Annotated in this window: 15 protein-coding genes and 1 other annotated feature; of the genes, 5 read left to right on the top strand and 10 right to left on the bottom strand. The window is 45.2% G+C overall.

Annotated features, from left to right (window positions below; translation table 11 throughout):
- Positions 1-17: 17 nt before the first annotated feature.
- Together licA and licH are read left to right on the top strand one after the other, a co-directional pair.
- A complete protein-coding gene (gene licA, locus BLL41_RS10470; RefSeq protein WP_071577784.1) occupies positions 18-350 on the top strand; it encodes a PTS lichenan transporter subunit IIA in 333 nt (110 codons plus the stop codon).
- A complete protein-coding gene (licH, locus tag BLL41_RS10465) occupies positions 347-1,675 on the top strand; it encodes a 6-phospho-beta-glucosidase LicH (protein ID WP_071577783.1) in 1,329 nt (442 codons plus the stop codon). The genes licA and licH overlap by 4 nt, the downstream gene beginning before the upstream one ends.
- A gap of 33 nt (positions 1,676-1,708) precedes the next feature.
- Here licH and BLL41_RS10460 read toward each other — a convergent pair whose 3' ends face one another.
- From BLL41_RS10460 to BLL41_RS10430, 7 genes are all read right to left on the bottom strand, one after another.
- Entirely contained in the window at positions 1,709-2,800 is a 1,092-nt protein-coding gene (locus BLL41_RS10460) for a branched-chain amino acid aminotransferase (RefSeq protein ID WP_071577782.1), read from the bottom strand.
- 141 nt (positions 2,801-2,941) lie between these two features.
- On the bottom strand, positions 2,942-3,700 hold the full coding sequence (locus BLL41_RS10455; protein ID WP_071577781.1) for an SDR family oxidoreductase: 759 nt from the start codon (positions 3,698-3,700) through the stop codon (positions 2,942-2,944).
- A gap of 88 nt (positions 3,701-3,788) precedes the next feature.
- On the bottom strand, positions 3,789-4,967 hold the full coding sequence (dltD, locus tag BLL41_RS10450; RefSeq protein WP_071577780.1) for a D-alanyl-lipoteichoic acid biosynthesis protein DltD: 1,179 nt from the start codon (positions 4,965-4,967) through the stop codon (positions 3,789-3,791).
- Positions 4,967-5,203, bottom strand: a complete 237-nt coding sequence (gene dltC, locus BLL41_RS10445) for a D-alanine--poly(phosphoribitol) ligase subunit DltC (protein WP_003227325.1) — start codon at positions 5,201-5,203, stop codon at positions 4,967-4,969. The genes dltD and dltC overlap by 1 nt, the downstream gene beginning before the upstream one ends.
- A 16-nt stretch (positions 5,204-5,219) precedes the next feature.
- Positions 5,220-6,407, bottom strand: coding sequence for a D-alanyl-lipoteichoic acid biosynthesis protein DltB (gene dltB, locus BLL41_RS10440; protein WP_014665890.1), 1,188 nt, complete (start codon positions 6,405-6,407; stop codon positions 5,220-5,222).
- Entirely contained in the window at positions 6,404-7,915 is a 1,512-nt protein-coding gene (gene dltA, locus BLL41_RS10435) for a D-alanine--poly(phosphoribitol) ligase subunit DltA (protein WP_071577779.1), read from the bottom strand. The genes dltB and dltA overlap by 4 nt, the downstream gene beginning before the upstream one ends.
- Positions 7,916-7,932: 17 nt before the next feature.
- Positions 7,933-8,082, bottom strand: coding sequence for a teichoic acid D-Ala incorporation-associated protein DltX (locus tag BLL41_RS10430; RefSeq protein ID WP_003227330.1), 150 nt, complete (start codon positions 8,080-8,082; stop codon positions 7,933-7,935).
- 154 nt (positions 8,083-8,236) lie between these two features.
- Here BLL41_RS10430 and BLL41_RS22600 point away from each other — a divergent pair, with 154 nt between their 5' ends.
- The 3 genes from BLL41_RS22600 (at position 8,237) to ywaC (ending at position 10,234) form a co-directional block, all read left to right on the top strand.
- Positions 8,237-8,365 carry a hypothetical protein gene (locus BLL41_RS22600; protein WP_071577778.1) on the top strand — a complete coding sequence of 43 codons (129 nt, stop codon included), beginning with the start codon at positions 8,237-8,239 and terminating at the stop codon, positions 8,363-8,365.
- Positions 8,366-8,524: 159 nt separating this feature from the next.
- Entirely contained in the window at positions 8,525-9,460 is a 936-nt protein-coding gene (locus BLL41_RS10420) for a 1,4-dihydroxy-2-naphthoate polyprenyltransferase (RefSeq protein WP_071577777.1), read from the top strand.
- A 141-nt stretch (positions 9,461-9,601) separates the two neighbouring features.
- The gene (ywaC, locus tag BLL41_RS10415) at positions 9,602-10,234 is read left to right on the top strand and encodes a GTP pyrophosphokinase YwaC (RefSeq protein ID WP_003244564.1); all 633 of its coding nucleotides are present in this window, start codon (positions 9,602-9,604) and stop codon (positions 10,232-10,234) included.
- A 30-nt stretch (positions 10,235-10,264) separates the two neighbouring features.
- Here the strand turns inward: ywaC and ywaD are convergent, their stop codons facing one another.
- The 3 genes from ywaD to ywaE form a co-directional block, all read right to left on the bottom strand.
- Positions 10,265-11,632, bottom strand: coding sequence for an aminopeptidase YwaD (ywaD, locus tag BLL41_RS10410; RefSeq protein WP_071577776.1), 1,368 nt, complete (start codon positions 11,630-11,632; stop codon positions 10,265-10,267).
- Positions 11,633-11,788: 156 nt separating this feature from the next.
- On the bottom strand, positions 11,789-13,030 hold the full coding sequence (tyrS, locus tag BLL41_RS10405; RefSeq protein WP_083427983.1) for a tyrosine--tRNA ligase: 1,242 nt from the start codon (positions 13,028-13,030) through the stop codon (positions 11,789-11,791).
- A 41-nt stretch (positions 13,031-13,071) separates the two neighbouring features.
- Positions 13,072-13,287: a binding site (T-box leader), on the bottom strand.
- A complete protein-coding gene (ywaE, locus tag BLL41_RS10400; RefSeq protein WP_071577774.1) occupies positions 13,282-13,797 on the bottom strand; it encodes a tyrZ transcriptional regulator YwaE in 516 nt (171 codons plus the stop codon). Its footprint overlaps the feature before it by 6 nt.
- Positions 13,798-13,854: the final 57 nt, after the last annotated feature.

Genomic DNA, 13,854 nt, shown 5'->3' with positions numbered 1-13,854 from the left:
GAAAGGAAGTGAATCGCGTGAATGAGGAAATGGAACAAATCATTTTTCAAATTATCCTTCACGGAGGAAACGGTAGGAGCTCCGCAATGGAGGCCATTGCCGCTGCGAAAAGCGGTGACGCAGAAGAAGCGCGGAAAAAGCTTCAAGACGCTGCTGAAGAATTGTCAAAAGCCCATCATTATCAGACAGAGCTGATCCAAAATGAAGCGGGCGGAGATAAGACGGAAATGACGCTTCTGATGGTTCATGCACAGGATCATTTAATGAATGCAATGACAGTGAAGGATATGGCTGCAGAGATCATTGAGTTATATGAAAAAATCACCGAGCAAAGGGGAGCAAGCATATGACAAAAGGATTGAAGATTGTAACGATTGGCGGAGGCTCAAGCTATACGCCTGAGCTAGTGGAAGGGTTCATTAAACGGTATGATGAGCTGCCTGTCCGTGAATTATGGCTCGTCGATATCCCCGAGGGCGAAGAAAAGCTGAATATTGTCGGCAAACTCGCCAAACGGATGGTTGAAAAAGCCGGTGTCCCGATCGACATTCATCTTACGCTCGACCGGAGAAAAGCGCTGAAAGACGCAGACTTTGTCACGACTCAATTCCGCGTCGGACTTTTGCAGGCAAGAGCAAAGGATGAGCGCATTCCACTAAAATACGGAGTAATTGGCCAGGAAACAAACGGCCCGGGAGGCCTGTTTAAAGGATTACGCACGATTCCGGTCATCCTTGAGATCGCAAAGGACATAGAAGAGCTCTGCCCGAACGCTTGGCTTGTTAACTTCACAAACCCTGCCGGCATGGTAACAGAAGCCTTGCTTCGCTACTCCAACCTGAAGAAAGTCGTCGGTCTTTGTAATGTTCCAATCGGCATTAAAATGGGCGTAGCCAAAGCGCTTGATGTAGATGTGGACCGCGTAGAAGTCCAATTCGCCGGACTGAATCATATGGTATTCGGGCTGGATGTTTTCTTGGACGGCGTAAGTGTGAAAGAGCAAGTCATCGAGGCGATGGGTGACCCGAAAAACGCGATGACGATGAAAAATATCTTAGGCGCCGAATGGGAACCGGATTTCTTAAAAGCGCTCAATGTGATCCCTTGCGGCTATCACCGTTACTATTTCAAAACAAAAGAGATGCTGGAGCACGAACTGGAAGCATCACAAACGGAGGGCACCCGCGCTGAAGTCGTGCAGAAGGTCGAAAAAGAGCTGTTCGAGCTTTATAAAGATCCGAACCTTGCGATTAAACCGCCGCAGCTGGAGAAACGGGGCGGAGCTTACTACAGTGATGCTGCATGTAACTTAATCAGCTCGATTTATAATGATAAACATGACATTCAGCCGGTGAACACGATCAATAACGGTGCAATAGCAAGCATCCCAGACGATTCCGCAGTTGAAGTGAACTGTGTGATGACGAAAACCGGCCCTAAGCCAATTGCTGTCGGCGACTTGCCGGTGTCTGTCCGTGGCCTCGTCCAGCAAATCAAATCCTTTGAACGTGTCGCGGCAGAAGCGGCAGTTACAGGTGACTATCAAACCGCACTCCTTGCCATGACGATTAACCCGCTTGTCCCGTCCGATACTGTGGCCAAACAGATTTTAGACGACATGCTGGAGGCGCACAAAGCGTATCTGCCACAGTTCTTCAACAAAATTGAAGCGTAAAAAAAGCCGGCCTGTACTGGGCCGGCTTTTTTCTTATTTGCTTTCAGTCAGCGCTGCAACTTCGGTCGTCCATCCGAATTCGTCTGCGACAGCGCCTTTTTGAATGCCTGTAATCGTGTCATATAGTTTTTTTGCGATTTTCCCTGTTTCACCGTTGTTGATCGAGAGTGTTTCATCCTGCCAGATCAGCTCGCCAACTGGGGAAATAACTGCTGCTGTACCAGTTCCGAAGGCTTCTTCAAGGATGCCGTCTTTATGGGCTTGGATGACCTCATCGATCGCAATTTTTCGTTCTGAAACGGGAAAGCCCCAATGTTTAAGCAAGGTAATGACAGAATTGCGCGTAATGCCTTCCAGGATGCTTCCGTTTAGCATCGGCGTTACGATTTCACCGTTGATTTTGAAGAAGATGTTCATGCTTCCGACTTCTTCGATGTATTTCTTTTCGATTCCGTCGAGCCAAAGCACTTGGGAAAATCCTTTCTCTTCGGCTACCTGCTGCGCTTTTAAGCTTGAAGCGTAGTTCCCTGCGGTTTTGGCATTTCCTGTTCCGCCTTTTACCGCACGGACAAATTCACTTTCAACAGCGATTTTGACCGGCTTAATGCCTTCTTTGTAATAAGAGCCGACCGGAGAAAGAATGATCAGGAGCTTATACGTATGAGATGCCGCAACACCAAGGAAAGGCTCGGTTGCGATGATGAACGGACGGATGTAAAGGGAAGTGCCCTCCGCATTCGGAATCCAGTCTTTATCAATTGCGATAAGCTGCTTTAAGCCTTCAAGAACCTGTTCTTCATCAATTTGCGGGATGCAGAGGCGGTCGTTTGATTGATTCAGGCGTTCCATATTTTTTTCCGGTCTGAAAAGCAGGACATGGTCATCCTCTGACACGTAAGCCTTTAACCCTTCAAACACGGTTTGGCCGTAGTGATAGACCATCGCTGCCGGATCCATTGATAAGGGTTGATAAGGAATGATTCTTGGATCGTACCAACCTTTATCTGCCGCATAGTCCATTACAAACATGTGGTCTGTAAACACTCTTCCGAACGAAAGCTGATTTGGGTCTGGTTTCGGTTTTTTTGTTGATGTCAATTCAACGCGAATCGTTTGTTTAGTCATGGTCAATCTCCCTGCTGTTAAATTGTTTATATTATCAAACTTATTTGAAAATAATTTATATTCTATTGTATACCTTCAACAAATATTCGCAATAGGTTTGCTCAAATTTGTAAGAAATTCATAAGAAAAAAGCAGGAGAAATTAATTCTCCTGCGAGTTCATTTGCTCGAATACCCTGTCATAATCGGCACGAGTGGCATTTCGAAGACCTTCAACACGTTCATTTGTAATCTCTTGTTTGCCTTCCTTCAAGCCATCCAAGAAATATTGAACATATTCTTCAGCTGAAATGCCCCGGTACGTCAGGCCTTGTTTATCGCGTGATTTTTGGTTTAAGCCCGTGTCCACCATAGGAGGCGCCATTTCAATCACTTCCACGCTTGTATCGCGAAGCTGGTGTCTGAGCGTAAGCGAGAACGAGTGAAGTGCCGCTTTTGTTGCGCAGTACACCGGATAAACAGCTAACGGGTTAAACGCAAGCCCGGAAGTGACCTGAACGATTGCCGCCTCGGGCTGCTTCATCAAATGAGGCGTGAAAAGGGCGGATAAATGGACAGGCGCTTGGAAATTAAGTTCAATTTCATCTCCGTCCACAAAAAGCTCCTCTGTCCCTTTTTTAAAGTCGATTTCCTTTTGAATGCCGGCGTTGTTGACGAGAATATTCAGGGTCGGAAATTCCTTTAGCGCCCATTCAAACAAAGCTTCCCGCTGAGACCGGTCTGCAACATCACACTGCTTGGTATGGATGTTTGGGAGCTGCTGCTTCGCTTCTGTAAGACGCGCTTCGCTGCGTCCGCATATGATAACTTCATTGCCGAGCTCCAGCAGCCGTTTGGCAAGTTCAAGCCCAATGCCAGCTGAACCGCCTGTGATTAAAACCGTATTGCCTGTCATCTTCATGGATGTAACACCTCTTATTCAGTTGGCTGTGATTCCTTTACTATTTCAAATCTTAGCAGGAAATATACAGCCGCGTCCTATGAGATGCTCAGGATGAAGTGACTTTACCGGTTTTATAAAATTCGTCAATTGCTTTATCGACATACACCCAGCCTTTCCAGCCGATGTGGATGGTGTCTTTCATGAAATACGGGTCATATTCATGCCCTGAGAAATCAGCAACCTGGAAGCCCTTGGCTCTGATTTGTTTATTTACCTTTTTGTAATAGTCAGTGCGCCCTTTTTTCGGGAAGCCTGTGTAATCGTACCATTTTCCGTTAACCGGGATGGTGACAAACATAGGTTCTGCGCCCGCATCCTTTAGGATATCCAGCATTATTTCAAAGTCGCCGTATTCCGGTGATACAGCGTACGATTTGCCTTTGTTTTTCCCTTTCAGCTTTTGCACTTTCGGCTTCAGCTTTTTATAGACAGGGTTGTCGATACGAAAATCGTTAGACCCGGAGTGGCGTTTGCCTGATTGATCCGCCAGTTTATTCAGTTCAGACCATGACTTATCTTTTACTGACTGCGAGATATAACGCTTTGGCCCGGATGATTCCGTTGTTGAATAATACAGATCTTTCTTTTCCAGCATGCTGTAATACACTTTCGCCGCCGGCTTTAGCGCATTCACTTTCCACGTCTGGCCGTTTACGATTGCTTTGTACAGCTCGCAAAGAATCGCGTCGTTTTGCACAGCCTTAAAGCGCAGCATGCGTTTCATCATTTTCTTTTTTATTTCAGGATCGATCTGATCGTTAAACGCCAAATCAAGCCCTTGCAGCGCAGAATAGTTTGGCGCGAAATGCTGTTCATCAGACCCGCGCTTAATAAACCATTGCGGAGACACGATGAATACGATTTTTTTGCCCTTCAGCTGATCCATATGGGCAGCGAAGTTTAAAGAATGAATCAATGATTGGGATCCGCCTTTACCGACAAGGTATGGCGTGAACCCCTCATTGTTTACCTGAAAATAATTAGATGGATGGAACTCGTCCAGCCGTGAAAGCTCAGAAGACCCGTAAATCGGAAGATATGTCGGATCTTTGAGCATCTGATCTTGTAAATATAGCCCTTGAAACATACTCGGATTCAAGGCTGTTGCTGACTCTTTCACCCGCTTATCGGTGATGAAGCCTGTCAGCCATGAAGATGGAATTGCGATGGCGCCTGCGAATAGAATAAACGCCAAAATAATTGGACCGAAAAAACGCTTTTTCATTATTTCAACTCAGACAGCTGATTTACAATGTTGTTAGGGGTATTCCAAACGTCCCGGTCAAATTCAGTGATCGGCACTAAAATATCAAAACGGTTTTCAATCGCAAGCAGCAATTCTACTGTTCCAAAAGAATCAAGCAAACCTTCTTCAAAAATTTCAATATCAGGATTTTCCTTTACGATGTCATCCTGGCAAACCTCTGCTAAAACGTCTAATACCTCTTGTTTAAAATCCATAGCTTTCTAATCTCCTTTAATGGTGGTGATGAAATGGTTTTCCTGAGAAAATATAAAACCCGAAGCAAACGAAATGGAACGTGATCACAATAGCGAGTATGGTTGTCCAGCGGTTGGACGGCAGCCATTTATATTTCTTATTCCACTTCTCGAAAAAGTTGTAACATGTCATCAGCACGGCGTGATAAAGGCCGTAGATGATATATTGCGGCGCAAGTCCGTGCCAAACCCCCATCAGCATAAACAGCAGGAAATACCCGATGTTTGAGACAGCCATGCGGTTTTTGATCCACTTTTTCTTTGTCATCCAAAATACGAATCTCATAAACACATAATCTCTGAACCAAAATGACAGAGACATATGCCAGCGATTCCAGAAATCTTTAATATTTTTACTGATAAACGGTTTATTAAAGTTTTCCGGGGATTTAATGCCCATAATGTAGCTGACCCCGACGGCAAACATCGTATAGCCGGCGAAATCAAAGAATAAATACATGCTGTAGCCGTACATGTACAGCAGGTTCCCAAGAATCTTATTGTGCGTGATTGCGTGAAGATTCATGATGAAGTACGTATTGATCGCGTAGCCGATAATAAATTTATACAGGAAGCCGATGAAGATTTTATGGATCCCCGTATACAGCAGGTCGGCGTATTCTTCTTTCGTCCAAGCCTTTTGTTCATCCTTGACGAACCGGCGGTATCTGTCGATCGGACCGGAGGAGATCGTCGGGAAAAACAGGATGAAATACAGCAGGCGGTGCAATGGCAGCTGTTCTTTCAGCAGTCCGTCTCTTGCTTCCATAATCAGCTGAACGCCTTTAAAGGTTAAATATGAGATCCCTAAAAAGCTGATCAGGTTATGCGGCGGATGATGCGGCTGCGGGTGTGAAAGAAACGGCCATATTTTTGACAGAAATAAAGGCAGAATCGACGCGATAACAGCCCCGCAAAACACAAAGCCGCTGTTCGCTTTCTGCCGGTATGCCAGATAGCCGCTGACCAGGAGCACCTGCCATATTGTAAACAGGCACAGTGCAATGACCCCGTGTAAGTCGTGCGAAAAAATTAAAGCCAATATAATGATAGATATGAACATGTTGTATGCTTGAAATCTTTTTCCGTTTAAGCCGAGAATGATCGTCGGCAGAAGAAGAATGCCAAGCAGTATAAAGAATAAAAACGAGCTGTAAGGCGTCATACAAGAACCTCTTCGCCAATGCGTTTTCGGTCAATTTTGCCGTTAGCCGTCATTTGAATGTGGTCCTGATAGATAAATTTTCTCGGGATCATATATGCCGGAAGAGAAGCGGCAAGCTCTTTTTTAATGGCGCTTGTCAGTTGGAATTCCTTCTGGAAATCATGCTCCTCAGGCACAATAGCAGCGATCAGATACTCAACTGTTCCGTTTGGCTGATAAGGAATCACGACAGCAGAGCGAACATACTGTGACTGTCTGACATGAAACTCGATTTCCTCCAGTTCCATTCGGTAGCCGTGAAGTTTAATCTGAAAATCCAAACGCCCTTGGCAGAAAATCTGACCATCTTGAATAAAGCCGGCATCGCCAGTTCGGTATGCCCACTGGCCTTCATGAGAGAAAAACGCTTTTTCCGTCAGTTCCGGCTCACCAAGGTAGCCTCGGCTTACGCTCGGCCCTGCAATCACGATTTCCCCTTTTTCTCCATCAGGAAGCGGCTGTCCCTGTTCATCCATAATGAAAATGTTCATATCTGGTTTGGCGAAGCCCACTGGAAGCGATTCGCTGCGGCTGATCACGTCATCCGTAATTTCAACCGATGTGACAGCCACTGTTGCTTCAGTCGGGCCGTACGTATTAAAAATCTTTGCTTTCGGAAAACGCTCAAGCAGCGCTTTTGCCACGGAAACCGGAAGAACCTCTCCGCAAAACATAAATGTGTCCGCATCAGGCAGCAGGTCCTGTGAAAAACCCGGATCCATCAGGCACATTTGCACAAAGGAAGGTGTTGATGTCCACACATTCAGCCCGGACTTCTTCAGCTCTTCAAATAAGATTTTCGGCTTATTCACAGCATCCTTTGTTATGCAATGTAAAGTCCCGCCTGATTGCAGGCACGGATATAGGTCCATGACAGATAAATCAAATGAGAACGGCGCTTGGTTTAAAAATACTTTTCCGCCGTTAACTGGAAAGTCTGCACAAATCCAGTCTGTGAAGCTTTGAAGGTTCGAAGCGGAAATCTGCACGCCTTTCGGATTTCCTGTGCTTCCGGATGTGTAAATGATATAAAACGTTTCGTGTTCTTTGACCCATTGATCTTTGGTGACAGAGCCGCCTTCGTTTTCCAGCAGTTCTTCCGCAGAAACTGCCTGAATCTGCTGGCTGACTGCATCAATTGGAAGTCCCGCTGCATGGATCAGCAATTCTGCTCCAGAGCTTTCGATAATTTTCGCAATCCTTTCGGCTGGAATGGACAGATCGACCGGAATATAAGGATGGCCCGCTTTGACGCTTCCCAAGAAGGAAACGATCATGTGCGGTTCCATATGGCCGTAAACAAGGATAGGAGATTTCTTTTCCCCAGAAATGCGTTTTTGGATCGCGGCAGCCGCGCGGTCAGACTGCTCCCATAACTCCTGATACGTGAGCGACTGGCCTTGAGAGCGGAAGGCATCGGTTTGCGGATAAGTTTCCGCATGTGTTTGAATAGCATGTAAAAGTTTCATAGTTATTCTCTCTCCAATTAGAAATCGTTATAAATATATGAACCGGTATTCGCGGTGTGAAAACCATACATAAAAAACAAAACAAGCAGTATCATCAAATAAAAGCCTGTATGACATGTCCACTTGACAGCGGGTTTTTCATACAGCTGTTTCATTAATTGCAGCATATCAAAAATTCCCTTCCCGTTTTTTCGACAATCACATGATTATTTGACGATCAGATGCTCAAAAAGTTTCATTTTTTCCCTAAACTCCCTCAAATTAATATATCGGCGTCTGTTTTTAAAAATGAATCTTTATACCTGCAGGGGCAAGAATGGAATGTTTGAGCTGATTCATAATAAAGGAAAAGATAAATGGAGTCAAAAGATCTTTTTAACTTTTAAAAAGCGTAATGTACTTAAAAAAATTTTTCTGTACTTGTTCGATCAAGTGAAAGCAGAAACCTAATGAAATCGGGGCGGAAGCGTATAATAAGAAAGAAAACGCCTTCTTGCGGTATCTTGTGAAATGGGGGAGAAGTCATTATGATAGATAAGGAAGCAAAAGGAGTTTTTATTAAGCTGCCGGCTGAAAAAAGTAAGCCTTTTAATAGAAAGGAAGAGGAAGATGAACCAAATAAATAAGGGTGAGGGTCAGACAGCGCCGCAAAAAGAAAGCATGGGGCAGATCCTTTGGCAGTTAACCCGTCCTCATACGTTAACCGCATCGTTTGTGCCTGTGCTGCTCGGAACCGTTTTGGCGATGTTTTATGTGAAGGTTGATCTGCTGCTGTTTTTGGCTATGCTGTTTTCTTGCCTATGGATCCAGATCGCGACGAACTTATTTAATGAATACTACGATTTTAAACGCGGGTTAGATACAGCAGAATCAGTCGGAATCGGAGGGGCAATTGTACGCCACGGAATGAAGCCTAAAACGATTCTGCAATTAGCCCTCGCATCATACGGGATTGCCATTTTGCTCGGTGTCTATATTTGCGCGAGCAGCAGCTGGTGGCTCGCATTGATCGGCCTTGTCGGCATGGCAATCGGCTACTTGTATACAGGCGGGCCGCTGCCGATCGCGTACACGCCGTTCGGTGAATTATTCTCAGGCATTTGCATGGGTTCGGTATTTGTGCTGATTTCGTTTTTCATTCAGACAGATATGATCAACACGCAAAGCATTTTGATTTCGATCCCGATTGCAATTCTTGTCGGCGCGATTAACCTGTCAAACAACATTCGCGATATTGAAGAGGACAAAAAAGGCGGCCGCAAAACATTGGCGATTTTGATGGGGCATAAGGGAGCTGTTACTCTGTTAGCTGCGTCGTTTGCCGTCGCTTATATCTGGGTTGTCGGCTTGGTTATTACCGGTGCCGCAAGCCCTTGGCTGTTTGTCGTCTTTTTGAGCGTGCCTAAGCCGGTTCAGGCAGTGAAGGGCTTCGTCCAGAAAGAAATGCCGATGAATATGATTGTCGCAATGAAATCAACAGCCCAAACAAATACATTTTTCGGATTCCTGCTCTCAATCGGATTATTGATCAGCTATTTCCGATAAAAAGAAAGACCGCTCGTTTCGTGCGGTCTTTTTTTGTTACAATCGACCGCATTTTGTAAAAAAATTCATAGAACCTTGTAGCAGACAGGGACGTCTAGTACATGGACAGCGGATAAAGTTCCGTTAAAGGAGATGACGAACATGGATTTATCTGTAACACATATGGACGATTTAAAAACAGTAATGGAAGATTGGAAAAATGAATTATTAGTTTATAAATTTGCGCTAGATGCGCTCGATACAAAGTTCTCAATTATCAGCCAGGAATATAACCTCATTCACGGACACAACCCGATTGAACATACAAAATCCCGTGTCAAAAGCTTTGAAAGCATCGTGAATAAGTTAATGAGAAAGGGCTGCGAGATTACGACGAAGGAAATGAAGGAGCACATCCACGATATTGCTGGGGTGCGCATCATCTGTTCCTTTATTTCTGACATTTATAATGTCGTGAACGTCTTAAAGCAGCATGAAGATTTGAGAATCGTAAAGGTAAAGGATTATATCCAGACACCCAAACCGAATGGCTATCGAAGCCTGCATTTAATCATTGAGATGCCTGTGAATCTAACGAACCGTGTGGAATACGTCAAAGCAGAAATTCAAATCCGGACAATCGCGATGGATTTCTGGGCGAGCCTTGAACATAAAATTTACTATAAATTGAACAATGACGTTCCTAAGCAATTAACAGATGAGCTGAAGGAAGCCGCGGAGATTGCCCATTATCTAGATGAGAAAATGCTGGGGATTAAGAAAGAAGTGGATTAGAAAAGACGGCACCCAAGTGCCGTCTTTTTTTTATTTGATATCTTCATAAATGTCAGATGCTTTCGCCTTCATTTGTTTCTGAATGGTTTTCGGTTTCTTCTCTTTTTTCACAGCCTCATAGACAGCGGTTGTCACAAGATCGCCTGCTTGCTGGAGGCGTTCTTTGCTGATATGTTCGATCGAGTCTTCAGGGGTATGATACCACGGCTCAACTTCTTCTGTTTCCGGGTCTCCCCAAATAAAGTTGGCGGAATCAATGCCGGCTTCGTGGAATGGCACATGATCAGATGATCCTCCCTGTGTCAGAGACAGGCTGTCAAACCCTATTTTTTCAGCTGCCGTATGGCTGGATTCCCAAACATAGTTAGATTGGCCGTCCAATGTGTTGACATAGAGCTCAGACGCTTTTTCCCAGCTTGTGCCTACCATATCTAAGTTGAAGTTCACTTCGCTTCGTTTCAGCTCTTTTTCCGATAGATGATCTACATAATGAGAGGAGCCGAGCAGGCCGAGCTCTTCAGCGCCGAAAGCGATAAAACGGATTTCTTTATCAGATGGAACGCTTTTTAAGACACGCGCCATCTCCAGCATGACAGAGGTTCCTGAGCCGTTGTCATTTGCTCCGGGCGAAAAAGGGACACTGTCGTAATGGGCCGTCACGTACACAATGTCTGGATGTTTGATGTTCTTTGGTTTTTTGATTCCGATGATATTCTGGGAGGTTTGGTTTGTGAATGCTTTTAGTTTTAAAGTGGCTTCTTTTTGCCGGGTAAGTGCTTCGCCGTCTTCTTTCTTAATGCCGACGACCGGAATGCCGACTTTATTTCCCGACAGGTTTGGCGTCATAGGCACGAGGCTTTCTTTGTTGTTATAAATGATGACAGCTTTCGCTCCGGCGGCTTCGGCATTTTTGGCTTTCTCGTAATAAGTCAGGTCTCCTCTGGAAATTAAGGCGATTTTGCCCTTGGCGTCAGCGGTAAAGTCTTTTTGATAGCCCAAGCCTGCATTATAAAGCGGGGCCGTCAGCCCTTGTTCCTCAGTTGGAGCTGAACCGGACGCCGCTTGGAGAAGAATATCGCGTCCTGCTGAAGACAGCGTTCCCTCAAGGCGGTCAGGAATGTCGAATCGTTGAACCTTCACATCAAGCTTTAATTTTCTCAAGGATGAGGCGATCAATAGGGCACTCTTTTTTTCAGCGGCAGTTCCGGCTATTCTGGGGCCGATTGTTTCACTTAGCTGAGAAATGGTAGAGTACGCACGCTTTGCTTTGAAAGGAAGCTCTCGCTCGCTATTTGATATTTGTACAGCGTGCGCGGCAGGGGTGACACTCTGTGCCGGCAAGAGCAGTGTACCGGCAGTTAAAACAGCCATCGTCATAACAGTCAAAAGCTTTTTCATCAAAAATGAACCTCCCCTAAATGTATGGTTGGGGAATATTTCGGGATGCTAAAGGAGTTTCCTGCAAGATGGAGAGCGTTTTTGAAAAGACAGTGCTTTATACCTGCAAAAAAAACGCTTATGAATGAAGGGTCATAAGCGTTTCGGAATATCAGACTATTGGAGCTTTAAAAACTTGCGTTTTCCGACTTGGATGATCATATTCTCTCTTATCTCTGCTTTGGCGTGAACATCTGTTATTTTCTCTCCGTCGATGCGGACACCGCCGTTTTGAATCATGCGGCGCGCCTCGCTCTTCGAAGAGAGGAACTGCAATGTAACGAGCAGATCGACAATCGCGATTGTTTTCTCGCCTTCCCATTGGACAGACGGAATATCATCAGGAAGGCTGTTTTCCTGAAAAACAGTTTTGAACGATTGTTCGGCAGTCTCTGCGGCTTCCATTCCGTGATACATTCGGACGATTGTTTTGGCTAATAGCATTTTGGCATCACGCGGATGAACGGCGCCGGTTTCTAAGTCTTTTACCAGCTGTTTTTTCTCTTCAAGCTCTAAGTCTGTTGCCAAGTGGATGTATTTTTTCATCAGGCTGTCGGGCAGTGACATCGTTTTCCCGTACATGTCGTTTGGATGTTCGTCAATGCCGATGTAGTTGTGTTTCGACTTCGACATTTTCTCGACGCCATCCAAGCCTTCCAAGAGCGGCATCAGGATGACAACTTGTTTTTCTTTGTTGTATCGTTCTTGGAAATGCCGTCCCATGAGGACATTGAAATGCTGGTCTGTTCCGCCAAGTTCAATATCGCTTTCGAGAACGACGGAATCGTATCCCTGCATCAATGGGTAAAAGAATTCATGCAGCGAGATTGGTTTTTGCATGGCGATGCGTTCTTCAAAGTCGTCGCGCTCCATCAGGCGGGCTACCGTTATTTTCCCTGCTAATTCAATAACATCTTCCAGATTCAATGTTTTCAGCCATTTCGAGTTGTAGTGAAGCTCGACTTTTTCTGGATCAAGCACTTTTCCAAATTGCTCAAAGTAGGTTTTGGCATTGTGCTGAACTTCTTCATCAGTCAGTTGCTTTCTGGCTGCCGATTTTCCGGTCGGATCACCAATTTTTCCTGTGAAATCCCCAATTAACAGCTGGACAATGTGGCCGTTTTCTTGAAATTGGCGAAGCTTATTTAACACAACCGTATGGCCCAAATGTACATCCGGTGCAGACGGATCTAATCCGAGCTTAATTTTAAGCGGTGTGCCTGTCGAAATTGATTTCACGAGCTTTGCCTTTAATTCCTCCGGCGGTATGACTTCGTGGGCGCCTGTCATGTATAGCTGAAGCTGTCTTTCTACCTCTTTTTGCTGTGATGCTGTGAGCTGCTCAAATGTTATCATCATTCTTCCTCCTTTTTTACAAACACAAAAAAGAGCCCATCCCGATTAGGGACGTGGCTCAGTGCACGCGGTACCACCCTGGTTGAAGACATCGTCTTCCGCTCATTCGAATAACGGTTTCCCGTTCTTTGCTACTTTTAAGGTTCACAAAGAAAGCTCGGGGAGGTAATTCACGTTTGCCTGTGCGCCGGCTCGCACCTTACGCCGGCTCTCTGGAACAGGGAGACAAACCGCTACTGGATTCCCGTCAAAGCTTATGTTGTATGAAGATTTTCAGCTACCTTTCTAAGCAGCCCTGTCAATGTTTTCTGTTCGTCCTTTGTCATTCCCGCAATGAGCTCTGTTTCCCCTTTGTGAAACTCCGGGTAGAGTTCTTCGATCGCTTGTTTGCCGAGGTCGGTAATGGAGACAAACACGAGTCGCCGATCTCTTGTGTCGATGTTTTTACGGCAAAACCTCTTTTTTTCGAGCGTTTTGATCACGTTGCTTGCTGTGGCTGTTGAAATGCCTGACAGCTCAGCGATTTTTCTCGTTTCGAGCGCTCCCCATACCCATAGATCATAAAGGATGGAGAAAGCCGTCCAAGAAAGATTATAGGAAGAAAGGACCTCAGTCTCCATTTTGACACGGAGCCTTTGTGCAGATCGATACAGATTGGTAGCGATCGAAATGGCTTCCAAATTGAGTGACTCGACGGGCATTTGTTTGAGCTTAGAAAGTGTTTCGTGTTCTTCTTTCCGAAGCTGCTGATGTTGATGTGAACGTTCCATTTTTTAGGCCTGCCTTAAATTATCAGAATCATTAGCTATGAAACGAATTGTAACAGA

The organism is Bacillus sp. FMQ74 (assembly GCF_001875785.1).
Lineage (GTDB): Bacteria > Bacillota > Bacilli > Bacillales > Bacillaceae > Bacillus > Bacillus stercoris.
The sequence above is the reverse complement of the archived record's forward strand: the minus strand, read 5'-3'. Positions and strand labels throughout refer to the sequence as shown.